The sequence below is a fragment of the Thermomonospora umbrina genome (assembly GCF_003386555.1).
In the GTDB taxonomy this organism is placed as follows: domain Bacteria; phylum Actinomycetota; class Actinomycetes; order Streptosporangiales; family Streptosporangiaceae; genus Thermomonospora; species Thermomonospora umbrina.
Genome location: NZ_QTTT01000001.1, coordinates 3,697,533 through 3,720,273, shown reverse-complemented (window position 1 = coordinate 3,720,273; position 22,741 = coordinate 3,697,533). Strand labels below are relative to the sequence as shown.

Below are 22,741 nucleotides of genomic sequence, written 5' to 3'. Positions count from 1 at the left end.
GAGGCGGTGGCCGGCCGATGCTCGAGAAGGGAGCGCCGCCGTCGGGTGGCGGCGCGGACGAGGCTCCGCCCGTACCCGGGCAGGGAACGGGCCGGAGCCCGAAGATCAGTCGGGTGCGAAGGAAGGCTCGTCCGCTGCCGTACGGACGACGGGCACCTCGGTACGCGGCCCGGCCACGGAGGCGGACCTCACCTGTCGCGGGTGGCCGGTCTGGGCGAGGTATCCGCCGAGGACCCAGCCCGTCACTCCCGGAACGGACGGCCCGTCCACGGAGAACGGCCCGTCCCCCTGCCGCGGCGACTGCTGCGTGCCGCCCACGTCGCCGCCTCTATCCGGGTCGGCCTGTGCCGCTCCCCGGTCGTGCCCCGTACCTAGGGACGGGCCCGCTTGGACGACCGCGCCGTGCGGCCTCACCTCGGAACGGGGTGCGGCGTCATCGCCTTCGCCGTCGTCCCACGGAAGCCACCTGGCGTCGAAACGGTCGCCCTTGCCCTTACCGCCGTGCGGGGGAATCGGGTCGAGCAGATCCGGTGGGGTGAGCCGCCCGGGCGTCCGGCCGGGCATCAGGTCCCCGAACCGGTGGACGATCCCGCCCCCGGCCCGATCGAACGGTGTCCGCGTCCCCGGAACGGGGACCTCCGGGAGGAGGGAACCCCCCGTGAAGGGGCCCCCCGTCGAGGGAGGCGCCGACCGCTGGACGCCTCTGGGAGGGGCGGTCACGCCCCTGTCCGGGGCGGAGGGGATCAACGCCGGCGCGTCCGTCGGGCCGTGCGCAAGGGTCGTCGAGGTCGCCGGGTGGGTGGCCGCAGCCGCCTGGGCCGCGTCCGTGGTCGTGCCGGCGAGTGCGCCGCACAACCAGCCGGAGACGGCGAGGCCCGTGATGACCAACAGTCGCCGGAGGGATCTGCGGTGGGCCGCCATGCGAGCCGACCGGACGATGACCGTCCGTGCTCGCGAGCGGCCGTCACCCACGGGCCCTCCCCGGCTGCAGATCCCGACGGGAACGAGATCGCCCGCTCCCTACGCATGGTGACCGTAGCACCACGGACCGCGCGGATCACAGCCTTTCGAACAATATTCTTCGAAATCCCTAAGCGCGATCGAGGAACCGATCCAGCACCCGTACACCGAATCGCAGACCGTCCACCGGAACCCTTTCATCCACACCATGGAACATTCCGGAAAAGTCCAGATCCGGGGGAAGTCGCAGCGGGGCGAACCCGAAGCAGCGCATGCCCAGCCGGGCGAACGCCTTGGCGTCCGTTCCCCCCGACAGGCAGTACGGGACGGGGAGCGCGCCGGGATCCTCCGAGGTCAGCGCGGCCTCCATGGCGGCGACCAGGGCCCCCTCGTACTCGGTCTCGACGGCCAGGTCGTGGTGCACGAACTCCCGGGTGACGTTCGGCCCGAGCAGTTCGTCGACCGTCGCGAAGAACTCCTCCTCGTGTCCCGGCAGGAATCGGCCGTCCACCTGAGCGGTCGCCTCCTGCGGAATGACGTTCACCTTGTATCCGGCGTCCAGTCGGGTCGGATTGAGCGTATTGCGAAGAGTGGCCCCGATCATCCGTGCCAACGGACCGATCTCCTCGAGGCATTTCTCCGGATGGTCCGGATCGAACTCCACCCCGTACGCCAGGCAGGTCCGTTCGAGGAACGCCCGCACCGTCTTCGTCAGCCGGATCGGGAACTCGTGCGACCCCAGCCGCGCCACCGCCGCCGCCACCGCGGTCACCGCGTTGTCCGGATGCACCATCGACCCGTGCCCGGCCGTCCCGCTCGCGGTCAGCCGCATCCAGGCGAGGCCCTTCTCCGCCGCCTCGATCAGATACATCCGCCGGTCGCCCGGCACCGTCAGACTGAACCCGCCGACCTCGCCGACCGCCTCCGTGCACCCCTCGAAGAGCTCCGGATGCTCGTCCACCAGCCACCGGGCCCCCCACCGACCCCCGGCCTCCTCGTCGGCCAGGAACGCCACCACCACGTCCCGCGGCGGCCTGCGCCCCTCCCGCAGCCGTTCCCGAACGACCGCCAGGATCATGGCGTCCATGTCCTTCATGTCGACCGCGCCGCGACCCCACACGCACCCGTCGGCGATCTCCCCGCCGAACGGATCCCGCGTCCAGTCCTCGGCCCGCGCCGGCACCACGTCCAGATGCCCGTGCAGCAGCAGGGCGTCCCGCCCCGGATCCTCCCCCTCGATCCGCGCCACCACGCTGGCCCTCCCGGGCCGCGACTCCAGCAGGGTCGGCTCGAGCCCCACCTCCGCCAACTTCTCCGCCACGTACTCGGCCGCCACCCGCTCCCCCGGCCCCGAGTGGTCCCCGGGATTGCTGGTGTCGATCCGGATCAGCTCCTGACAGAGCCGAACGACCTCGTCCTCCGCCGTGCCCGCCTGGACCACTCTTCCCACCCTTCACCCGTCGCCGCTCCCACCCGCCCCCATCGTGCCCCGCGATCGACTTCGCCGCGAGTCTGGACCTTTGGTATCGTTGGCACGCCGCCGCGCGCTGAGGCGCGCGCACGCAGGTCCGGGTGGCGGAATAGGCAGACGCGCTAGCTTGAGGTGCTAGTGCCCTTCACGGGGCATGGGGGTTCAAGTCCCCCCTCGGACACAAGATCATTTAAGTCAAAGGCCCTGGTCACGGGGCCTTTTTCTCTGTCCGGTGCATCCTCGGAGTGCAACGCAGGGTGCAACCCTGCTCGGTCGCCGGATCAGGCGAACAGCGCGGCGACCTTCTCAGCCGCTTCCGCCTGCATCCCCGGCAGGACGTGCGCGTAGATGTTCATCGTGATCGAGGGGTTGGCGTGGCCCAGCCGTTCCTACACGACCTTGACCGGAACGCCGGCGCGGAGGGCGAGGGTCGCCCCGGTGTGGCGGAGGTCGTGGAAGCGAACCTCGGGAAGTCCGTGACGTCCGAGCCGGGCCTTGAAGGGCCGTGACGTCCGCTCGGGATGGAGGGGGCCGCCGGCAGTCTTCCCCTCGGCGAGCTGGAAGGAGCCACGGGCGAAAACGAGATCCTCGTCCACCCAGCGCTCGCCGAGTTGGAGCTTGTCCGCCGCCTGGGCGGCCCTGTGCGCCTTGAGGACTTTGATGGTCTTGGCGTCCAGGTCGATCACGCGGGGCTTGTTGCTCTTGGGCAGAGGCTCACGGATCACCTTCCCCCGGATGGCCCCGACCGTCTGACGTACGGTCGCCGTCTTGGTCTCCCAGGCGATGTCCCGCCACCGCAGGCCACAGGACCTCACCGCGTCGAACTCCGGTGGAGGCGACGAAGTGCCACAGCGCGAACTGGAGAGACTTACCCTCCTTGGACAGGAAGATCCTCAGCTCTCCGGCCGACCACACCACGAACTCCGGTGCCGGTCGCCATTCAGTTCTCCTGTTCGTTGAGTAGGGCGGTCGCAGTGCTGGACAGCTCCGCGCGGAGCTGTCCAGCACCGGTCTGGATGACCAGTCGATGGATGCGCCGACGCTTCAGGCGGCTCGCTGGGACTTGAGCCAGTCGTCCAGCTCGGCGCGACGGGCACGGAGCTGGTTGCCGATCCGGAAGAACGGGATGGCCTCGTTCTGCCGGTTGTCGTAGATCCAGGACTTGCGGATGCCGAGGTACTCGGCGACCTCGGAGACCGACAGCAGATGGTCATTCGGGCGAGCCAAAAGGGGTGCCTCCGAGTGGAATCAGTGCGGCTCGTTGCCGAGCGCGCAGAGGGGCTCTGATGCGGCGAAGGGACTCCCGGCTCCGAAGCGTGACCCGTGGCTCAGGTGACGGCGCGGGTGCGTGGTGCGCAGAGCCGGTAGGTCCTCAGAACGGGCCGTGTGCGGCGGCTCCGGTATGGAGTTGCGTCGCGGGTTTCCTGCACTGGTCGCAGCAGCCGCTTTTCGCCTCCGGGAGGTTGGAGCGTTCCGATGCAGATGGTGCAGACGAGTTGGGTTGGTGGCCCAAGCGGCGGCGTGGGCGAACATGGGTGAATGCCGATGTGCGGGCAGAACGTGCCCTTGCCTGCGAGGAGGGTCTGTGCGAACTGGCTGAACCGCTCGGACCCCGGAGGCGTCGGACCTCCTCACCGCGGATCCCGACCGGGTGGCCGTCCGGTCAAGCCGGCGGCGGGCTTCGGCGGCAGCGGCCCGGTCTTGATCGGCGTAGGAGATCCGTCCGGCGTTCACGACGGCCTCCCGCCGACCTTGCCCTAGAGTTCGCCCTGGCGGGCAAGGTCCTCGGAAAAGTTGTCGGCAATCTCTTGCTTGACAGTCTTGACCAGGTCCAAAGCCTGGGGTTCGGCGATCCGCATGGCCTTGGCGAGGTTCTCGGCGGAGGTCATCGTCCGAGGTCAGGTCGAGGCCGCACGCGCCGGGCTTCGTACGACGTTGCTGGCCATCATTCTGTCCGTCGGGGCGTTGAGCGCGCTGTTCGTCACCTCGCAGATGCTCGCGGCCCCGTACGGGACTCCTCTCGGACAGACGGTGCTGGCCGTGGTCGCCGAGATCTACGCCGTGGGGTTGTGGTGGATGCGGCGGTTGTCGCACCTGTCGACCGGTGCCCGAATCTTGACGGGCAAGGTTCAGGGGGTCGCACGATCAACACGCTCGCCGTCGTGGCCGGTGTCCTGGGATGCGGCGAGGCCCTCATCGTCATTCGGGAGTTGTGGCCGTCGCCGGCCGCGCCTGGAAGATCCGCTCGCCGGCATCCAGCCCACACCGTTGTACTGGAACCGCCGAGTACGGCTGGTGGGGGACGTGAGGATTTGGGGCGGTGGCTAGCGGAACATCTCGCCCGCCCTGCTGGAATGCTCGCCGTGCTGCGCGGTGACCTGGCCCTGCTCGAGCGGTTCATGCTCGACAGGCATGCTCTGTTCCTGACCGGCCTGGTCGTTCCGCCGGCGTTCTTCGGGTTGGTGGCGTTGACCGGCGGAATTTCCGGTACGCGTTCACCTCCTACCTGCAATCGCGGCCGCGGGATCGGCAGTACCCCGCCGGACCTCTAATTCGCACCCTTCGGCCACTTCTGCCAGGTGAGGCAGGCTCTCTCGTTTACGAACATCGGCAGGTTTCGTGGAGTCCTTCAACTTGAAATAAAGGCGATCGACCACCTTTCCAGGACCGAACACGGATTCGACCGCCGCGATTACTTCATCGGTGGTCCGTTCGTGCAATCCACGCGATGGAAGGATGTGAGCGGAGTCGACATGCACAAGGACGCCCACGTCGCCGCCGTCGTCACCACTACCGGCAACGGCGCCGGGAACTGGCAATCGTGGAAGCGCGCGGCAAGGCGCTCGGAGCCCACAACGCCGCGACCCTCCGCGACCAGGCCAACCGTTGGCGTGAAGTCCACGAGCTCCGCGCCTATTGCCAAGCCCTGACCGCACTGGGCAACCACGCGGCTGGCGGCGCTGAGACCGTGCGGTTGTGGCGGAGCTGGTCGAATGGCCTCGGCAAACTGTCCGGCAGAGCGATGGGTTATCCAGAGTTCGATGCGATCCGCTGGTTTGATCGGGCCAGCGAGCAAAACACACCGTACAAGGCGCTGCTGGAAGAGAATCCCAGTTACCTGCAGCTCGCAAGCGGCCGAGGGGACGAAGAGCGACTGGGAACGCAGGCACCCGGGCGCACTCGTCGCCATGGATATACCTCCGACAACCACTTCGGGTTCGCCGGGCAGGCGAAGATCTTGCGTTGCGGCAAACGCCGGATGAGTTGTGGAGGCCGCCGGATAGCTTGTGCCAGTGTTCTCGCTGGGCTGGCCGCCGGCAGCAATCGAAGGAGTGGTCCAGTCGCTCACGAGTGAGCTCGTTCTGTCTGCGCGCCAGGCGCCAGGCAGGGACGCACCGATTCTGGCTATGAGCACCCGGGATTGCCCGCGAGCACGGCCGCATACACGTAGGTGACGGACGCTGCCCACCCTACCGCGCCAAGCGGAGCACCAAGGGCTACAAAACGACCCGCCGTCGACCATCGAACAATTACTGACGCTGACCACCTACACCGAGCGCGCGGCCCTGCATGAATCGGCAGATCGCGGTCCCATCACGACGCAGGTGCCTTCAGCTATTCAGGAAGCGAACGGATCAGGCTTTCCATTTCCTCGTGTGTTCCCCTGAGATAGGGCATCACAGAACGCCGGACAAGGCGAGCAGCGACGACGAGTTCAGTCAGAGATCCACCGCCCTCGTAGACACTCGCAAGAGTGTCCAGTGGACCGATCAATGCACTCTCGATGTCCGGCGGCAACGAGTCGAGTACGGCGGCATCGTCGGTAAGTACAAGGTCGATCAAGCGTGCCACGATGAAGGAGACCCGCTCGATTCCGATCTCTTTACCGGCATCTTCTGCTCCGTTCCACTCAGGAAGCCAGAGAGGCAAAATCCATTCATTCACCAATTCGCTCCTCAGCGGCACGATGAGGTGTGGTTCGCCATGCTCTTCGAGCACTCGATAGACTTCTCCATCATGAACCGATACCCAAGAGATTGAGAAGCGGACTACATGCGTTTGGACACGGATCGATGGAAGTCCCGTGCGCTGTACCTTGGGACTGAAGTCCGCGGACCCGGACTGCACGGAAGGTACCACCGAAAATAGCGCCAGCGCCTTCAATGCCTTCCGCCTGGATGAGGCACATTATCTCAGCTCATCCACCGTGGTGACCGACTTGCTGCATGGCCCCCTCCAGGTCTCCGCCAGGCATTGGGGACTGACCATGGCCATTATGCCCATAGTAGGTCCTTCCGGACGGCGACGTGTACTCTGCCGCAACGTGCGGCCCTCTCTTCGTCGCACCGGGACGCAGGGAGTCCGCATACGTGATGAGCGGATCGGAGCCATCTCCGCAGTTATGGACGAGGACGGGGGTGGAACCCGCGAGTGCATGGTGCGTGTGTGTGTCGGCGATGGTGAGGTTGTGGACGCGCTGGGCGTGAGCGGTCCGACCTTCGATGGTTTCGACTTGGACGTGCGTGCCGGCGCTGGTGCGTAGCCACATGCCGGAGCGGAGGTCCTTGGCATGAACCCACTTCTTGACCGCCCCGGAACTCCTCGGGCCAGGAGCGAACCGGCTCAGCGAGGGCCGGTCGAGCAGACCGGTCAAGCCGCCGCGTTACCTGGGGCCCAGTGCCTCGAGCCGAATGTCACGGTTCCGTCCGGTCGCCATCCGATGCAGCCGATGGTCGCGTGACCCTACTGTTGCGCGGCATGTCCCGGCCGCTCTCAGCGGCCGGTCAGTGGTCGGTTGTTCGGAGGCCGGGCGACCGGTTGTGAGGGCGGAGCGGCGACTTGGATGGTCATGGGCTGCGGCGAGGCTGTACGAATCCATCGACCAAGCGTGTCCGGCCGCCAGGCTCGATGACCCATGACTTTCCGTCGCAGATCGTGGAGTCCAGCTTGGCGATCATCCGCCCACTCGTCGTGCCGACCATGACCGTCAGCCCTTTTTCACACTCCGACATCAGATGGATCAGATGGGAGGTTCCGGACGGTGTCTCGATGGAACGGCGATCTGTCGGGGTGCGCATCCTGGTGTAGTCGATGACGATCTCATCGCCCGTGTTGTTGATCACCCAGAACCGCTCGCTGTCCGGCTCGCAGTTTCCCGCGGTCAGCACGGACATCAATCCAAGGACTCCGAGATGTCGGGAAAGTGGCATCTTCATCGCATCACCTACAGATTCCTGCCATCGAGGGCGAATATACCGGTGATCTCCTGGCGTGCCAGCGGTGGCGTGGGATCCAGCGGGCGGCCGATCGTGTAGATCTGTGCTCCCACGGCGGAGATCGCATCCATGGCCGCCTGCCTGTTCGGCGCCGCACCCAGATACAGCGTGAACGTCACGCGTCCCTTGGGGCCCAGTGCGCCGAGGCGGATGTCAACGGTTCCGTCCGGTCGCCATCCGGGGTAGTCCTCGAAGTAACCGTACTTGGGGCATTCGAGCTCGCCCATGACGTAGAGGGATGGTTCGCAGTCGACACCGGACTGCATGACGAAATCGTGACTACCTCCACCGACGCGACCGATGGTGGCATGACCCATGCCGTTGGGCGGCATATCCCAGCCGGCCACCCTACGGTAGGTCAATGGTCCGGTTGCGGCCTCTCTCGGATTCTCCACGGTGACGTCCACCTTGTAGAGATATCTGTTGGGCGATGGGCCGAACCGGTGAGTGATCTTCAGGTCCTTGACCGGCCACAGGGTCTCATGGGTGGTCCGGTGAACGACCGAGGTCGCCGTGGACTGCGAGAAGGTGAACGATTCCAAGGCCAGGTTAACCCTCCGACCGACGCCTGTGACGGCCTCTCGCCGCCCCCCGTCGTCGGTAAGGAAGCCGCCGGGATCGGAGATGCCCCACAGGCCGAGGCCGCAGTCCGGGGTCTCCGCCGTCGGACCGCACGTGCCGATGTCATGGTCGGAGGCACTCCGCAGCCGCAGGGCCACCACGCTTCCGTCCACGTCGCCATGTCGACCGACGCCGAGTTCCAACCCGTTGTTGGACAGCACCGTTCCGGTCGGCGTGGCGGTCGCCTCCCATGTGAAGACGGCCGGGTCATCGCGGCTCGCGTTGACCACCATCAGTGTGGCCTTAAGACAGTTCCTGTTCAGTTGGAGGGTCATCGCCCTCTGCTGCCATGATAGATAGTTGGTCGTCTCGGCACAGAATGTCGGCCGGTCGAAGGACTGAACGGGCATCAAGACCGCTCGAATACGTGAACCGTCGGCGGGAAACACCGGAGTCACTCGCACGGCGAGTTCGGCGCCGGATCCGATCTGGTCGTCGAACTCGATGTACTGCACCCCACCGCCCGCGAGCGAGCCCGTTCCCGTGCGGGTGTGCGTGGTGAAATCCGAGGTGAAGGTGTGCTCGGCCGCCCTGGGCGGCCTGCCGCCGGGTGTATCGGAGTCATTGTCGACCCAGGATCGCCAGTAGGTGGCGGCGCCGGCACCGTCGGTGGCGGACTCTCGGGCGGTGAATCCAACGCCGGGGTCCCAGCCGGATCCCGTTTGTCGGGTGAGGAAGTAGGACCAGGTCCGGAATTCGGTCATGGCGTCACCGAAATTCGATCCATAACGCTCCATCGTCTTGACGATGGCATGGTCCGGATCACAGAAATAGCATCTCTCAAGATCTTCCCAGGTGCTGCGAACGGCTTGGGCCCCCCACTTCTGCTGCAGGTATTCGGCCAAGATGAAGGAACCGTATTGGGTGGATCCCGAGAGGCTTCCGATATCGTCCCAGCGCCCGTTGGTATGAGCGAGATACTCGGGCAGGGTCCGCGAGTAGTAGTCCGTGGCGGTTCCCGTGGTGAGAGGGTCCAGTTGCACCTGGTGCGCAGCCCACTCCGCGGTGCCCTCCATCCACCATCGGTTCGTGTAGATGTCGCGAGAATACTCGTACTGGACCTGGTGGAAGAGCTCATGCCGGGCCAGGTAATCACTGACGTCGTCGGATCGTACATAAATGAAGCGCTCGACGCCGAAGCCGCTCGGCATCGACCAGCCGGGGCTTCCCAGCCAACCGACGATGATGACCGTGACCCTACTGCTGATCGGCTTGAACCCGAGTCTTTGATAGGCCGCTCGGGATTCGTCGAGCGCCTTGATGAGGCCGGGTACCTTACTCGCGTCCGACTCTCGGTACTTGACCGTCCAGTGGTCCGTCTCCGTGATGCAGCAGACGCCGGCTGCGCGGAGGCCGGGCTGGGGCTCCGGGTTGAGCAGCGCCGTGATCTGGTCGCGGGTGGCGGAGGACAGGCCGTCCCAGTGCGAGATCAGGAACTCCCGGAGGTCCAACTTCAGGTCGCCTTCCGCCGCGCCCTCCGTGTACCGGGCGTCCACCAGGTCCGGGGCCATCATGGCGTAGACGAACTGGAGCGCGTACTCGTCGAGGGTGATCAGCCCGGCCCGATAGTCGGCCTCCAGGCGTCCGGCGGTGTCCAGGGAGTTGTCGATGGTCACCCGCATACCGGCGACCACGCTCTCCTCGTCCGCGTCGGTGACCGTGAGCACGGCCGGCCCGTCACGCCAGCGGCGCTGGCCTGAGCCGTCCGATTCCATGGTGTTCCAGTTCAGCATGCAGTCACCGTCCGGAGCCGTGGCCGTCTGACCCACGGTGCCCACACCGACGACGGAGACCCTCAGCGGTTGAGTACCCGAGCAGGGCAACTTGACGATCGTGTGGCCCCAGACTGTCTGGCCGCCGACCGGCGTGGTGAGGCCGGAGACCGGTGTGGTGACGACGACGCGGAAGTGGGTGGTGGCGCTCCACTGGCCGCTCTGGTCTTGGCCGCGCACGTGGAGCCACCACGTTCCGGGCGCCAGGTCGGCGACGCGCCGTGCCTCGTTGACGGGGGTGGCCGTGCCGGGCACGGTGTCCGGATCGTGGTCCAGCGCCACCGCCCACGACCGCTTGTCGTCGGCGTCCTTGCCGGCCCAGGTGGCCACCAAATGCCCATCCGGGTAGGCGGTGCCCTGCTGAGGGTGGGTGGAGCTGGTGATCTTCGGTGCCGTGGGAGCGGGGTCGGCGTTCAGTTTGAGAGTGACCGCCTCGCCCCAGTTGCCGACCGAGTCCACACCCCGGACATGGGCGTACCAGATCCCCGGGCCATCGAGCCGCCCGGTGTGGAAGGTCTGGGCCGTGGTCACCTTGGTCATCTCGCTCGTACCGACGCCTTGGGGAAAGCCACTGAGGTCGGGCGCCTCGGGTGAGGTGTCGAGGTACACGTTGTAGCCGCGTACGGTGCCGCTGTCCGTGGCGGCGGGCCAGTCCAGCCGGTGGTCGAGGGTGGCATAGGACTGCGCGGGATCGGGATGGGTCGGGCTGCTGAGACCGCTCATGACCGGCCCGCTGACATCGGCGGTCTGTCGGAAGTGGGCGACCGGCCCGTTCCGGACGCGCCGATGGCCCGCGAGCCCGACCTCTGTACACCCGAGCCCCTCAACAGTCGCCGATGTGAACATGGCGACGTCAAGATCGTCGCAGGGCGAATGGTCGTTCCCCGGCGAACGATGGTGCTATGAAGGTGATGACGAGGAAGGACGGCGGATTCGTTCGTTTCGGAGACAACCACCGACGTCACATTCTCGACAGGGGCTTGATCGTTGTTGAACGGATCGCGAGGCACCGTCTAGAGTCCGCTCTGACTTGATCGCCCCAGCCGACTGCGAGGCCCTCCGTGCGCGTTGTCACCCCCTCCCGGAGGCTTTGCGCAGCGGTGGTGTCCCTGGCCGCCCTGCTGACGGCATGCACCGCCGACGCGGACGACGCGCCGTCCACGCTCGCCGAGAAGGCCGCGAAGGATCGCAAACTGACGATCGCGGTACAGCCCGACCGACCCGGCCTGGCACAGCGCCAGAAGGGATCGACTTACGCGGGATTCGAAATCGACATCGCTACGCGAGTGGCGAACAAACTCGGCGTGCCCTCCAGTGGAATCACCTTTATTCCAGCCACCTCGGCCGACCGCGAGCAACTCCTCACGCGGGGAAAGGCCGATCTCGTCATAGCCGGTTTCGCCATCGGAGCCAACCGGAACGTCATCTTCACCGGCGCCTACTTCACTGCCAATCAGGGCATTCTCGTCAACGCCAAGGAACGAGAACTGACCGACCCCGGCGACCTCAAGGGCCGCCGGTTCTGCACCGTCGGCCAGGCGCCGATCATGGCGAACGCGCTTCCCGGCGCCACCCGGGTAAAGACCGACAACGACAGCGAGTGCCTCGTCGCATTGCTGAACCGCAAGCTCGATGCGGTACTCGGCCACAACGCCGAACTCGCCGGATACTCTCTCCAGAACCTCGGCAAGATGCGCCTGCTCAACGCACGACTCTCTCCGACCGACTACGGAATCGCCCTTCGCAGGAACGAAGCCACCACCGCCACCACGATCACTGCCATCCTCAAGGAAATGATCGCCGACGGCTCTTGGGCGAGATCCCTGGCCCGCCACCTGCCCCAACTCACCGCCCAACGACCACCCAGCCTTCCCTGACCACCGCCCCATCGCATTCTTTGCAGCGGACCACGCTTTTCAACAAGAATGCATCTTGTCACAACGAGAGACCACCCCGTGCCGGTGGACTCTAGCGCGGACTGCAGGCCAGCCCGCCCCGGTTTCTCCGTTTCGCAAGAATCAGAGTTTCGGATGAATCACATGAGAACTCGCCGCCCCCGGCTGTCGAATTCTGATGCGCTGAGGCCGTAGCGAGGCTTGCGGTCCTTGGACACCGTGGGGAACCTCACCCCGGCGGAGGCCAAGGCGGCTCCGGTGATGATCGGCCCGTTCAGGATGCGATCCAGGAGCGCTGCCTGGGCGGGTTCCAGGTCGGTGATCCGGCGCAGGGCGGTGAGCAGTTCATTAAGCTCGGTCACCCATTCATGGGGCCACTGATCAAGGTAGGTGTCATCGAGTGGGCTGGTCTTCTTGCCAGAGGGATTGGCCTTGCGGTAGCCGAACCAGTGCCGGATGACGTTCATTCCACTGACCCCGTATTCCCACATGCGTGGAGTCACCGGCCCGAAGATCCCGGCGCCGACGTGAAGTCGCCGGGCGGCCTCCTCGTAGACGATCTTTTCAGGGAGCCGGTCTCCGATGGGGGTCAGGTTGCCCACGCGTCGTTCGTCCCCTGGAGGAAAGGCGGTCGTACCCGCCGGACGTCCTTGGTCAGGGGCGGCGGCTGCCGCCCCGTAGGTGGCCGCCCAGATCAGACTCTCGCCTAGGGCAACGGCCTCGGCGAACAGCCGCGGGTCACCGGTGATCGGAACCCGTACGCCGGGGGTGGACAGCTCGTCCAGAAAGCGGACGGTGAAGGCCGTATGAGAGGTGACCGCGGCGATGTAGGCGGTCGTGTCCTGCACGGTGACCGGGACGCCGAGCCGTCGGGTGAGCTCGGCGGTCAGGCCGGGGGCGAGGTTGGGCGATCCATTGGGGTGGAGCATCGGCAGAACGCGGCCACCCTCGCTGCCCTTGAAGTGGTGCATGTCGGGGACCAGGGCGGCGAACGTGACCGCCGGACCGGGAGCGATCGGCTGGGAGTGCTGCTCGCTGATGAATACTTGACCGGCCTGGTCGGCTTCCCATAGTTCCGGTCGTGGGAAGTCGATGATTCTCCGGTCGGGGATGACCCAGTGCCTATCGAAGGATCGGTAGGCGATACGCCGGGGCTCGGGACAGGGACCCGTCTCCTTCGCCAGCGTCGTCGAGTGCTCGTTTCCTCGTGGGAGCGACTGCACATTGGAGTTGAGATCACGGTCCCGGGTCTCCTTCAGCAGGGCGCGTTTGCGAGCGATGTTGGTCTCCCCAACGAGCTTGGCCCAGCGACGCTGCAGGATCTCTGGAGAGGGAGCGTAAACCCATGTGCGGTTGGGCTTCACTCCCGGTGCCGTCCACGCGAACAGATCACCCAGTGCGGGGTAGTCGTCCCACGCCGAGTCGGCCGCTGGGGTAAAGGGGGCCTGCCAGTCGTTTCGCACTCTGCGCCACCGGGGGTTGTCGAGGGTGAGGTCGGCCAATTGCCGGTACTTGTCCTCGCGAAGGCCTGTGACCTTGATGTGGTGCAGGGTGGCAGGGGTATCGGGGTCGGTATCGGAGCGGCGTACGAAGATGCCGATGGCCAGAGGTTGCTGCACACCGCGAAAGACCCGGGTGGGTATGTCGGGGCGCATCCCCTCCGGCGTGACGTCGATGATCCAGCCCTCGCTGCAGGTACGGCGTAGATAGCGGCGCATGCCTTTGAACCCGGGGCCCTTGAGGTATCCGGAGGTGGTGATGAAGGCGACCACGCCGTGGCGGTCATCGTGATGGGCATCGAACACCTTCCAGGTGGCCCAGGCCCAAAAGTAGACGTACAGATTCTTGAGTACGTGCTCCATGCGGCCGTTGTCGGCCAGACGGAACCGGTCCAGCGGTACGGCCGTGTTCGGGTTACCGGATTCGACCCAGCCGCCTTCTCCTTCCGCGTGCTCCCGGTAGGGCGGGTTGCCGATGACGACGGTGACCGGGGTGTTGGCCTTGACCTCATTGGCACGGCGGCGGGAACGGGCGATCGGCTCGAAGGTGGCCGCGATCTGTGTCATCTCGATATAGGGGTCATCGAGGGTATTGGTTACGTACAAACGCAGGCCGCCTGCGGGGGAATGGGCACCGTGGCGCTTGAGCAGGTCGGCGGTGCGCATCTCCGCGACCGCATAGGGGCCCATCTGCATCTCGAAGCCGATCAGCCGACGGACGAGCGCGGTGATCGCCTTCGGGATCACGCCGGCCCCGTCAGAGGCGCCCGCCTGTCGGGCGGAGTGCTCGATGACGGCGTGCAGGTAGGTGCCGGTGCCCATCGCCGGATCCACAGTGGTCACCGACGGGGCCAGGTACCGCCCTGGTGTGTTCAGCCGTGTGGCCAGCACATCACCGACCAGGCGCACCATCGCGTCGACCACCTCGCGCGGTGTGTAGTACGAACCGCTGGCTTGACGGAGCCCCGGGTCGTAGATGTCCAGAAACGACTCGTACAGGTGCAGGTAGGCATCGTGATGACCTGCTCGAACCCGCGGCCAGTCGACTGCGCCGATCACCCTGCGCAGGAGATCCAGGGTGACCGTGAGTTGATCGGTGGCCGAGTCGGTCAGCAACTGCAGCGCCTTACTCATGAGCGCGTGTTCCTGCCCGGCTCCCAACCGCTTGGCGATCCGGTGCATGTCCGCACCTGCCACGTCGATGTTCTCGCTGCGGGCCAGCAGCAGCGCGAAGGTCAGTGTCTGGGCGTAGTAGTCGGCGAAGGTGGTGTCGTCGGCGGTGGGAAACAGCAGGTTCCGCCAGTCACGGGCCAGCCCCATGAACGGCTGCTGCCACTTGTCGGCGCCTTCCCGGATGGCCCTCCGCTCGGCCGCTAGCTGATCCAGCACAGAGGCACGAAGCAGCCGACACAGCGCCGCGACCGCCTTGACCAACGCACCCACGGAGGTGATGGGTTGAGGCGCCCACGCCAGGAACGCCATCAGCACCTGTTCGAAAGAGGAATCGGGTACCGACAGGGTACGGCCCGCAGTGCGCAGATCGCCGTTCAGCACGGCCTCCCTCACCAGCTCACCGTCCTTGTACAGCCGCCAGTGAGTGCCGTTGGTGTAGATGAGGTTCGGCAGATCCCGCAGCCGCTGCCATTGACGCAGGTTGTGACTCTTGAACACCTCCGGATTCAGCACGGCGCCGGGCCTTTTGATCTCGATGTAGCCGGTGACCGCACCATCCACCCGGACTGCGTAGTCAGGACGGACCCCCAAACCGGACAGCGGAGCTTCACCATGCGGCACGACGTCCAAACCATGGCTGCTCCCGACCGCTCGCAGCAGCGACTCCAAAGGGCCCCGAATCGCTGCTTCGGCTTCTCCGACTCCCCCGGAGAGCCGCTCTCGGCAGGCTTCTCCGAAGTCCGCCACCTTCTCCGTGAGCCAGTCCGGCACCGTACTCGCCACAGCCGCTCCACCCTCTGCGCACCACCCCGCACCCGGGCTTTGCCAGCCATCTTGATCACCGGTCGATTCACAGAAGTATGGGACTGATGGTGAAAGTTTGCTGTCTGCACAAGTGAGGTTGACATGCAAGGGACGATGAGGTAGTCGCAATGAGGGCAAGATGAATACCTCTAAAATGGGTGTCCCGACAGAGTCCGACTGTTCCGGTCGGGGCTTGCCCAGACCGATGCGGAAGCACGGGCACGCCGAGTTGGCCATCTGCGGCCCAAGCGCCATCAATCCCGTATTAGTGCAGGCCTGGGGAGGGTACCAGCAAGGTCGGGCCACAGAACCGCCTCACACCCTGGCCGCGATCGCTGCTGTTTCGACCACCACACTCCGACTACCCGCATACGCCGCGCAGACAGCGAAGGATTCCCGACTATCTCTCACCTGGACATCAACCGAGCTTCTATGTTATCGAGTCCGTCGAATAGGAGGATTACGGAGGTGCCCACCGGACAGCGGAGGATACCGGCTCTGGCCTCTTGCCCGATCTGACCCAGACGGACGGATGAGCACCGCCCACCGAGTCCGACACACCGCCATGCGGTGCACATCAGCTTGAGATGGTCGGCCTCTGATTGGATCGACCTCGCCCAAGCGCTCCGGCACGCGCGGAGTCCGCGCGATATGGACCACGTTGATCAGGCGCTGTAAAAGGTCACCCCTGGGATCGCGCCGGTGGCACGAAGAAGGCTGAAGGCCCGGCATGTTGTGGCATGCCGAGCCCCAATCAATAACAATGCGTCACCGTGACGCAATGCGCTCTCGCGATTGGCTATTATTAGGCGGCCTGGATGAACGGTAGCGCGTCGGCCACCGTGATGATATTTGGAGTTTCTGGACTGGTCGCCCCTCGGACACATCATGGTTCTTCACGACGAAGAGGGGCAAGCCTGGCTGGTCCGCTTCGTCGTGCTCAGCAGGCCGGGGTTGGCGCCGGTGTTCCTCGTGCACCGGGTCGAGGTCGGCCCGATCGCTCATCTGCGGCAGCGAGGACGGTGGGGGTCGACGTCCGGGGCATCACTTTGTGCCCGGTTCTGGCCATTTTGTCGTGCGTGGGCGGAGGGCTCGCCTAGCTTTTTGATCATGAAAACTCTCACGAGGGTCCGTCGGGGTCGGTTGCTCGGTGGGGCCGTGGCGACGTTGTGCGCGATGGCGCTCGCCGTCGCCGTGCCGTCTCCCGCCTCCGCCGCGCCGCCCGTGCCGACGCCCGCCCAGTTGCCCGCCTTGAACTCGCACGGCATCACCGCCACGTGGAACGACAACACGGGTACGGCCGGCGTCGGTACGGCCGAGATGCACACCTCCGAGGTGTACGTCGGCGGCAGCCAGGTGACGCTGCGGGTCAACATCTGGTTCCCGCCGAACTACTCCCCGTCCGGGGCCGCGGTGCCGGTGGCGTACGTGCTGCACGGCGGCAACGGGAAGTACTCCGACATCCTCGCCTCCAACTACGGCGATCTGCTCAGCTATATCGGCAACACCAATTTCAACGGCATCATCGTCATGCCCGAGGGCGGCCGGTCGGGCTGGTACCAGAACTGGGCCGCCAACACCCGCGGCGGCTTCCGACCGCAGTGGGAGAACTTCCACATCGGCCAGCTCGTGCCCTGGGTCGACGCCAACTTCAACACCCTCAAGGACCGCACCAAGCGCTATGTCGCCGGGATCTCGATGGGCGGTTACGGGGCGCTCAAGTACGCGACACGGCACAACCACATCTTCGGCTCCGTGGCGTCGATCTCAGGCGGCGGCACCATCTACGGCGAGGAGGCGATGAACACCATCGACCACGCCCTTGTCACCTTCGGCTCCGCGGTCGAACTCGAGGGCTACCCCTGGACCCCCAACTGGAACAATCACCAGCTCCCGGCGACGTTCAAGGAAGAGCGCCTGCCGCTGGTCTTCGGCCCGATGAGCGGCTGGGACGAATACAGCCCCATCAAGAAGCTGGACAAGTTCCCGGCCTACGACAACCGGATCTGGCTCTACTCCGGCACGGCCGAGACCAACAACAACAACTGGACGGTCGCCCTGCATAACGCCCTCTACAAGCCGGACACCCGCCACCAGTTCTGCCAGGGCGGCGGCGGACACGACTGGCCCGAGTTCAAGAAGGCGCTCGAGCATTTCCTCAACTCGGCCAACCGCACGAGCTTCATCGGCTGCCCGGGCGGCTGGAACTGGATCGACCCGCAGTGACCCGACCGTGCCGTGAACACCGACTCCGGCAGATTCGCGCCGCGTCCTGGTGACTCGACGGTCGTTCGAGCCGCTTCCTTGCCTCGGCACCGCCGAATCAAGTGCGCCTGCAGCCGGTGTCGCCACCGGCTGCAGGCGTTCACGCCGCCTCACTGCTGGTTCCACCGCTCCGCGCCGTCCTGGGATGTCGGGGGTGAACGGGGGTCTCCTGCGGCGGCAGGAGACCCCCGAAGCCGATCAGCCCCCCGAGCCCTCAGACGGTGGACACGACGGAGCCCGAAGCCGGGCGTCCCGTGTCTGGAGACATTTCAAGGAAAGTCGAAGAGAGTGATGTCCGGCAACCCCGTCGGCGTCCCGGTCCTCGGCCGTTCCCTCCGACGAGCGCGTTGGTACGGCCTGACCTGCGCGGACAGGCAAGCACACGACCATTTTCAACATGCTCCCGCCCGGGCAGGTCGTTCGCACCTCCGCATGCGCGTTCGCCAGTGCCGCAACGGCAATCGCGAACAATGGCGCGCTGGTTCATCGCCCGCATATGCAGACTCGGACAACGAGTGCGGGCAAAGCACTTCCCGGCCGTACGCATGATCCGTCACGATGAACCCGCGGGACGGGGCCGCACGAAAACGGCGGGTGCGGGCGGTGGGCTATTCGGTGATCGCGGCGTAAGCGATGACCTTCTTGGGATGGAGCCGGACGACGACCTCGCCGGGGACGCCGTTGCGCTTGCCGAGTTCCTCGGCCTGTTCCGGGCCCGCGTACCGGGCGCCGGCGCGGGTGGCGACGTCGACGAGCTCGTCGAGGTCCTCGCTCAAGGTCACCTCGCCGCGGACCTCGACGTAGGAGAACGGCGGGGCGTCGTCCTCGACACAGATCGCCGCGCGCGGGTCGCGGCGCAGGGCGCGGACCTTGGCCGTCGTGCCGCCGCTGGTGAACAGGAAATCCTCGCCGTCGAACACGTACCAGACGGGCGTGATGTGGGGAGCGCCGTCGGCTCCCACCGTCGAGACCTTCCCGGTACGCGCGCCGCGCGTGACGAACTCGTGCCACTCCCGGGTCGTCATGGTGTGCACAGGCGTTCCCCTTTCAGCGTTTCCCCGAGCGGGACCCGGAGCCGTGGCCTGCGGGGCGCCGGCCGCGCGGCAGCGAGTCACGAACGAGCTCGTAGGAGTGGGCGACCAGGTCCTCGACCATGCCCTCGGTGATCTCCCGGCCGGCGGCCACCGAGATCCAGTGCGCCTTGTTCAGGTAGCGGCCCGGAGTGATCGACTCGTGCTCGCGTTGCAGGGACCGCCCGTGATCGGGCTCGGACTTCACGGTGATGATCCGTTCGTCCGGGTCGTCGGTGACGATCAAGAACACCTTCTCCCCCACCTTGTAGACGTCGAGCTTGTCGGTGAACGGGCGCCCACTGCTGACACCCGGCAGCGCACCGGCCGCATCACGGGCCACGCGCTGGAGCCGGCTGCCGGTGATGGTCATCGCCGCACCCGGTCCCCGTGGGGGCGGCCGAAGGCACCCGGGTCGACGGGCCGCCGCGGCTGGGGAAGCCCCTCGACCACCAGCCGGTACGAATCGGTCACGGGGTCCTCGCTGAGCGGCCCGTCGAGCGAGTCGTCCGAGGCCAGGGTGATCCAGTGCCTCTTGTTCGGATGCTCCAGCGTCACCGTCGGCAACTCCTCGGCCCACCGCTGCACCGTGACCTGCAGCGTCTCCCCGTCCATCGGTCGCGCCCCCTCCACCATCGCGTGACACCGACGCCACGACCCGAGCGCCGCCCGGCACCCTCGACATGCCCAGGAAACCGCCCACCCCGCCCAATCAAGGACAAACATTCCCTCAGGAGTTCCGACCCAGAACCGACGTCCGCCCATCGCCATGGGACCCGGAGCCGGCGGATGTCGTCGTGCATATTGGACGAAGCGCTCACGTGGCGCTCCGGGTGCGGTCCGGCGCAGTGCGCCGCCCGAAGCGTTCCCGCTTCCCAACGGCATGCCTCGACGTGCGCATGTCCGAACGCGACGACTTCGCTCCCCGCTCGTCCGTGATCAGTGGCCTTCCAACGGGTAGTGAGGCGGAGCTGATCGAGGCCGACGGAGTTTTCCAGGTGCTGTGCTCGCCCTCCCCACCCGAGGGGGCCGTGACGGGCTCGGCTTCGCACGACGTGCCGCGGCAGTGGCCCTACGGCCCCGGCAGACCCTCCGGTGGAGGATCAGCCACCGGTTCCGGCTCGACATCCTCAACGTCGCCTACCGCAAGAACTCGGCCGAGGTCTTTCTCCCTCCGACCAGGAGTGTCGACGAACGAACCCGGCTGCCTGACCGGATGGACGCCAAGAGTGGCCGAGGGCCGCAGGTTGGGCCGGTGCGGGTGTCGATGGCCTGGTGGGCTCAAGTGCTCGCTCAGCCCGAGTGGGAAATAGGGCCGTGGTTCGCCGCCTGGGTGAGGGTGTTGTGGTCGAGGAGTTTCACTCGGGGGCGGCCGGTGCGGGAGCCGGCTGTGCGTTCGGTGGTGTCGATGGCGTTCCAGCCGGTCAGGGTGATGGCGTCGGGCAGGGTGGGGTCCTTCCGGGGTGTGGGGAGGAGGCCGGCGTCCAGGTCGTCGAGGAGGGAGGCGATGGTCTCTTGGGCGCACTGCTTGTTGGTGCCGAGGGAGCCGGTCGGGCCACGCTTGATCCACCCGGTGACGTAGACGCCGGGGCGGACCCGTCCGCGGTGGTGGGGCACGATGGCGCGTTCGGCGTCGAACGGCAGGTCGGGCACCGGGCGGGCCCGGTAGCCGACGGCTCGGAGGACGAGCTGAGCGCTCAGGTGCTCGTGTTCGCCGGTGGGCGCCGCCCGCACGAGGCCGTCGGAGTCCGGTCGGGGCGTCGTGCGTTCGAGTTCGAGGCCGGTGACCCGGTCGGTGCCGAGGACCGCGACGGGGGCGCTGTGGAAGCGCAGGACGATGCGGCGGCGTCCGGGGCGCGGTGCGCGGGCGGCCAGGGCGGCGAGGAGTTCGGTGCTCTGGGAGGTGACCTCGACGGGGCCGTCGACGAGGAGGTCGACGGTGTCCAGGGCGGCGAGGCCGATCAGTTCGGGGAGGGTGAAGGCCGCCTCGGCCGGGCCGCGCCGGCCGAGGACCACGACCTCGCGGATGCGGCTGTCGCGGAGCGCGGCGAGGGCCCGGTCGCTGATGTCGGTGCGGGCGAGGTCGTCCGGTGGGGTCGTCAGGAGGCGCGCGACGTCGAGGGCGACGTTGCCGTTGCCGATGACGATGGCCCGTTCGCCGGACAGGTCGTGGTGGTCGGCGGCCCGGTCGGGGTGGCCGTTGTACCAGGCGACGAAGTCGGTGGCCGAGACGCTGCCGGGGAGGTCCTCGCCGGGGATGCCGAGCCTCCGGTCGGCGGCGGCGCCGACGGCGTACACGACCGCGTGGTGGGCGGCCGTCAGCTCCTCGTGGGTGATGTCGGTGCCGACCTCGACGCCGAGGCGGTAGCCGAAGCCCGGCTGTGCCTCGATCTCGCGGAAGAGGTCGGAGATCCGCTTGGTGCGCTGATGGTCGGGCGCCACGCCCGCGCGGGCCAGCCCGTGCGGGGTGGGGAGGCGATCGAACACCTCGACGCGGGTGCCGGGGTGCTTGAGCAACTCGTCGGCGGCGTACAGCCCGGCGGGTCCGGCCCCCACGATCGCCACCCGCAGCCCGGTCTCGGTGATCTCGCGTTGCGGTGGAACGAGCGCCATCGGTGTCCGGTCGGCGTGCGGATTGCGTTCGTAGTAGGCGGCGTTCAGGGCGAGGAACGGCCGCTGGTCCGGAGTGAGCTTGGTGTCGGGGACGATCGCCTCGACCGGGCACGCGCTCACGCAGGCGCCGCAGTCGACGCATTCCACCGGGTCGATGAACAGCATCTCGGCCGTCGCGAATCCGGGCTCGCCGGGAGCGGGGTGGATGCAGTTGACCGGGCAGGCGAGCACGCACGAGGCGTCGCCGCAGCAGGACTGGGTGACGACGTACGGCATCTACGCCGCCGTCGCCGGAGGCTCGCTGCGGTACCGGGCGGGGCGTCCCGCGATGCCCATCCGCCGCCATACGAGGCGCGACAGCGGGGTCATCAGGCCGAGCCGCTCGGCGAGCATCCGGACGTCGGCGAACAGGTCGCGCAGCATCTTCCGGCTCTCGGGGGCGTCCCAGAACGCCTCGGCCATGACCTCCCGGGGGATGCCGACCTGCTTGGCCAGCTCGCCCGACGGCCGTACCAGGAGGTCGCAGGCGATACGCATCATGAGGGGCAGCGCGATGGACAGGAGCATGCGCCGAACCGGCCTGAGCCCGGGCACGGTGTGCAGGAGGTACTCGTGGGCGAACGAGATGTGCCGCGCCTCCTCCGCCACGTGGATCTGCATGATCCGCTGGGGCAGCGGATGCGGCAGCCCTCCGGAGCGCAGCACCGACTTCTGGAAATGGTCGATGGGCTCCTCACCGGCCAGCACGGCCATGAAGAACGCGGCCGGCAGCCACCGGGCGAGCGGGGGGATGAGCGTGTGGATCAGGCGGAAGGGCCGCCGGATGCCGGGAACGTCCACGCCGCTGCGGTTCACGAACTCCTGGAACATCTGGGTGTGGTGGGCCTCCTCCGTGACCTCGTGCGTGAGGTAGCGGAAGACCGGGTCGCCGTTGGGCACGAGGAACAGGTGCTCCAACGCCCCCCGCATCAGCAGGTTCTCGAACTGCCAGCCGACCCGGAACATCTGGGCCAGCCGCGCCAGGCCGACCTCCGACCGCCGTTCGGCCGGGAGCGACCGGTACCACTCCGTCCTCGCCAACGGGTCGGCCCGGGGCAGCGCCCAGCGGGGATCCTTCGGGTCGATCGCGTAGGCGGGATCGTCCCAGGGGATGTCGAGGAACGCGTCGAACTTGCGGCGCACCGAGCCGTCCGACAGTGTGCGCAGCCGCTCCTCGTAGGTCTGGATCTCGGTCCGACCCGGGGCCGTTCCGCCGTTCCGGCGGCTCCTGCCGGCCATGGGAAGCCCCCCTCGAAGGTCCGCGCGGCGAACCGTTCTGAAAA

Annotated in this window: 18 protein-coding genes and 1 tRNA gene; 4 read left to right on the top strand and 15 right to left on the bottom strand. The window is 66.9% G+C overall.

Going from position 1 to position 22,741, the window contains the following annotated elements:
• Window positions 1-105 precede the first annotated feature (105 nt).
• Window positions 106-564 (bottom strand): hypothetical protein, encoded by a 459-nt coding sequence (locus DFJ69_RS33800; RefSeq protein WP_147312343.1) that lies wholly within the window; start codon window positions 562-564, stop codon window positions 106-108.
• Between the two features lie 526 nt (window positions 565-1,090).
• The gene (locus tag DFJ69_RS16525; protein ID WP_116023421.1) at window positions 1,091-2,410 is read right to left on the bottom strand and encodes a M20/M25/M40 family metallo-hydrolase; all 1,320 of its coding nucleotides are present in this window, start codon (window positions 2,408-2,410) and stop codon (window positions 1,091-1,093) included.
• Window positions 2,411-2,526: 116 nt separating this feature from the next.
• Between DFJ69_RS16525 and DFJ69_RS16520 the strand changes: the two genes are divergently transcribed.
• Window positions 2,527-2,612 (top strand) — tRNA-Leu (locus DFJ69_RS16520).
• A 208-nt stretch (window positions 2,613-2,820) separates the two neighbouring features.
• Here DFJ69_RS16520 and DFJ69_RS16515 read toward each other — a convergent pair.
• The 3 genes from DFJ69_RS16515 to DFJ69_RS36185 all read right to left on the bottom strand — a co-directional run bounded on the left by DFJ69_RS16515 (window position 2,821) and on the right by DFJ69_RS36185 (window position 4,320).
• A complete protein-coding gene (locus tag DFJ69_RS16515) occupies window positions 2,821-3,246 on the bottom strand; it encodes a tyrosine-type recombinase/integrase (protein ID WP_116023420.1) in 426 nt (141 codons plus the stop codon).
• A 229-nt stretch (window positions 3,247-3,475) separates the two neighbouring features.
• Complete coding sequence (locus tag DFJ69_RS16510; RefSeq protein ID WP_211328640.1) at window positions 3,476-3,658, bottom strand: helix-turn-helix domain-containing protein; 183 nt, start codon at window positions 3,656-3,658, stop codon at window positions 3,476-3,478.
• A gap of 530 nt (window positions 3,659-4,188) precedes the next feature.
• On the bottom strand, window positions 4,189-4,320 hold the full coding sequence (locus DFJ69_RS36185) for a hypothetical protein (protein WP_281275859.1): 132 nt from the start codon (window positions 4,318-4,320) through the stop codon (window positions 4,189-4,191).
• Window positions 4,321-5,252: 932 nt separating this feature from the next.
• Between DFJ69_RS36185 and DFJ69_RS33795 the strand changes: the two genes are divergently transcribed.
• Window positions 5,253-5,786 carry a hypothetical protein gene (locus DFJ69_RS33795; protein ID WP_147312342.1) on the top strand — a complete coding sequence of 178 codons (534 nt, stop codon included), beginning with the start codon at window positions 5,253-5,255 and terminating at the stop codon, window positions 5,784-5,786.
• A gap of 260 nt (window positions 5,787-6,046) precedes the next feature.
• On the opposite strand, the gene DFJ69_RS33790 is transcribed toward DFJ69_RS33795, so the two are convergent.
• The 4 genes from DFJ69_RS33790 to DFJ69_RS16485 all read right to left on the bottom strand — a co-directional run bounded on the left by DFJ69_RS33790 (window position 6,047) and on the right by DFJ69_RS16485 (window position 10,823).
• Complete coding sequence (locus tag DFJ69_RS33790) at window positions 6,047-6,430, bottom strand: hypothetical protein (RefSeq protein WP_147312341.1); 384 nt, start codon at window positions 6,428-6,430, stop codon at window positions 6,047-6,049.
• 199 nt (window positions 6,431-6,629) lie between these two features.
• Window positions 6,630-7,085: a polymorphic toxin-type HINT domain-containing protein gene (locus tag DFJ69_RS36480; RefSeq protein ID WP_147312340.1), complete on the bottom strand. Its 456-nt coding sequence runs from the start codon at window positions 7,083-7,085 to the stop codon at window positions 6,630-6,632.
• Between the two features lie 193 nt (window positions 7,086-7,278).
• A complete protein-coding gene (locus tag DFJ69_RS16490; RefSeq protein ID WP_147312339.1) occupies window positions 7,279-7,647 on the bottom strand; it encodes a hypothetical protein in 369 nt (122 codons plus the stop codon).
• A gap of 8 nt (window positions 7,648-7,655) precedes the next feature.
• Complete coding sequence (locus tag DFJ69_RS16485; RefSeq protein ID WP_147312338.1) at window positions 7,656-10,823, bottom strand: hypothetical protein; 3,168 nt, start codon at window positions 10,821-10,823, stop codon at window positions 7,656-7,658.
• A gap of 338 nt (window positions 10,824-11,161) precedes the next feature.
• On the opposite strand from DFJ69_RS16485, the gene DFJ69_RS16480 reads away from it, so the two are divergent.
• Window positions 11,162-11,977 carry a transporter substrate-binding domain-containing protein gene (locus DFJ69_RS16480; protein WP_116023408.1) on the top strand — a complete coding sequence of 272 codons (816 nt, stop codon included), beginning with the start codon at window positions 11,162-11,164 and terminating at the stop codon, window positions 11,975-11,977.
• 158 nt (window positions 11,978-12,135) lie between these two features.
• Here DFJ69_RS16480 and DFJ69_RS16475 read toward each other — a convergent pair whose 3' ends face one another.
• Window positions 12,136-15,450, bottom strand: coding sequence for a type ISP restriction/modification enzyme (locus tag DFJ69_RS16475; protein WP_211328639.1), 3,315 nt, complete (start codon window positions 15,448-15,450; stop codon window positions 12,136-12,138).
• A 1,131-nt stretch (window positions 15,451-16,581) separates the two neighbouring features.
• On the opposite strand from DFJ69_RS16475, the gene DFJ69_RS16470 reads away from it, so the two are divergent.
• Window positions 16,582-17,697: an alpha/beta hydrolase gene (locus DFJ69_RS16470; protein ID WP_170177689.1), complete on the top strand. Its 1,116-nt coding sequence runs from the start codon at window positions 16,582-16,584 to the stop codon at window positions 17,695-17,697.
• Between the two features lie 647 nt (window positions 17,698-18,344).
• On the opposite strand, the gene DFJ69_RS16465 is transcribed toward DFJ69_RS16470, so the two are convergent.
• From DFJ69_RS16465 to DFJ69_RS16445, 5 genes are all read right to left on the bottom strand, one after another.
• A complete protein-coding gene (locus tag DFJ69_RS16465; protein WP_116026682.1) occupies window positions 18,345-18,761 on the bottom strand; it encodes a PPOX class F420-dependent oxidoreductase in 417 nt (138 codons plus the stop codon).
• A 22-nt stretch (window positions 18,762-18,783) separates the two neighbouring features.
• Window positions 18,784-19,179: an MmcQ/YjbR family DNA-binding protein gene (locus DFJ69_RS16460; protein WP_116023396.1), complete on the bottom strand. Its 396-nt coding sequence runs from the start codon at window positions 19,177-19,179 to the stop codon at window positions 18,784-18,786.
• The gene (locus DFJ69_RS16455; protein WP_116023394.1) at window positions 19,176-19,421 is read right to left on the bottom strand and encodes an MmcQ/YjbR family DNA-binding protein; all 246 of its coding nucleotides are present in this window, start codon (window positions 19,419-19,421) and stop codon (window positions 19,176-19,178) included. The genes DFJ69_RS16460 and DFJ69_RS16455 overlap by 4 nt, the downstream gene beginning before the upstream one ends.
• Window positions 19,422-20,099: 678 nt before the next feature.
• Window positions 20,100-21,695 (bottom strand): FAD-dependent oxidoreductase, encoded by a 1,596-nt coding sequence (locus DFJ69_RS16450; protein ID WP_116023392.1) that lies wholly within the window; start codon window positions 21,693-21,695, stop codon window positions 20,100-20,102.
• The gene (locus tag DFJ69_RS16445) at window positions 21,696-22,697 is read right to left on the bottom strand and encodes an AurF N-oxygenase family protein (protein ID WP_116023390.1); all 1,002 of its coding nucleotides are present in this window, start codon (window positions 22,695-22,697) and stop codon (window positions 21,696-21,698) included.
• Window positions 22,698-22,741 lie beyond the last annotated feature (44 nt).

What these genes read in the sequence shown, in the direction of transcription:
- DFJ69_RS33800 (WP_147312343.1), bottom strand. Translation starts at nt 564, where the DNA reads ATGCCCGGCCGGACGCCCGGGCGGCTCACCCCACCGGATCTGCTCGAC.
- DFJ69_RS36185 (WP_281275859.1), bottom strand. Translation starts at nt 4,320, where the DNA reads ATGACCTCCGCCGAGAACCTCGCCAAGGCCATGCGGATCGCCGAACCC.
- DFJ69_RS16490 (WP_147312339.1), bottom strand. Translation starts at nt 7,647, where the DNA reads ATGAAGATGCCACTTTCCCGACATCTCGGAGTCCTTGGATTGATGTCC.
- DFJ69_RS16485 (WP_147312338.1), bottom strand. Translation starts at nt 10,823, where the DNA reads ATGAGCGGTCTCAGCAGCCCGACCCATCCCGATCCCGCGCAGTCCTAT.
- DFJ69_RS16470 (WP_170177689.1), top strand. Translation starts at nt 16,582, where the DNA reads ATGAAAACTCTCACGAGGGTCCGTCGGGGTCGGTTGCTCGGTGGGGCC.
- DFJ69_RS16465 (WP_116026682.1), bottom strand. Translation starts at nt 18,761, where the DNA reads ATGACGACCCGGGAGTGGCACGAGTTCGTCACGCGCGGCGCGCGTACC.
- DFJ69_RS16460 (WP_116023396.1), bottom strand. Translation starts at nt 19,179, where the DNA reads ATGACCATCACCGGCAGCCGGCTCCAGCGCGTGGCCCGTGATGCGGCC.
- DFJ69_RS16455 (WP_116023394.1), bottom strand. Translation starts at nt 19,421, where the DNA reads ATGGACGGGGAGACGCTGCAGGTCACGGTGCAGCGGTGGGCCGAGGAG.
- DFJ69_RS16450 (WP_116023392.1), bottom strand. Translation starts at nt 21,695, where the DNA reads ATGCCGTACGTCGTCACCCAGTCCTGCTGCGGCGACGCCTCGTGCGTG.
- DFJ69_RS16445 (WP_116023390.1), bottom strand. Translation starts at nt 22,697, where the DNA reads ATGGCCGGCAGGAGCCGCCGGAACGGCGGAACGGCCCCGGGTCGGACC.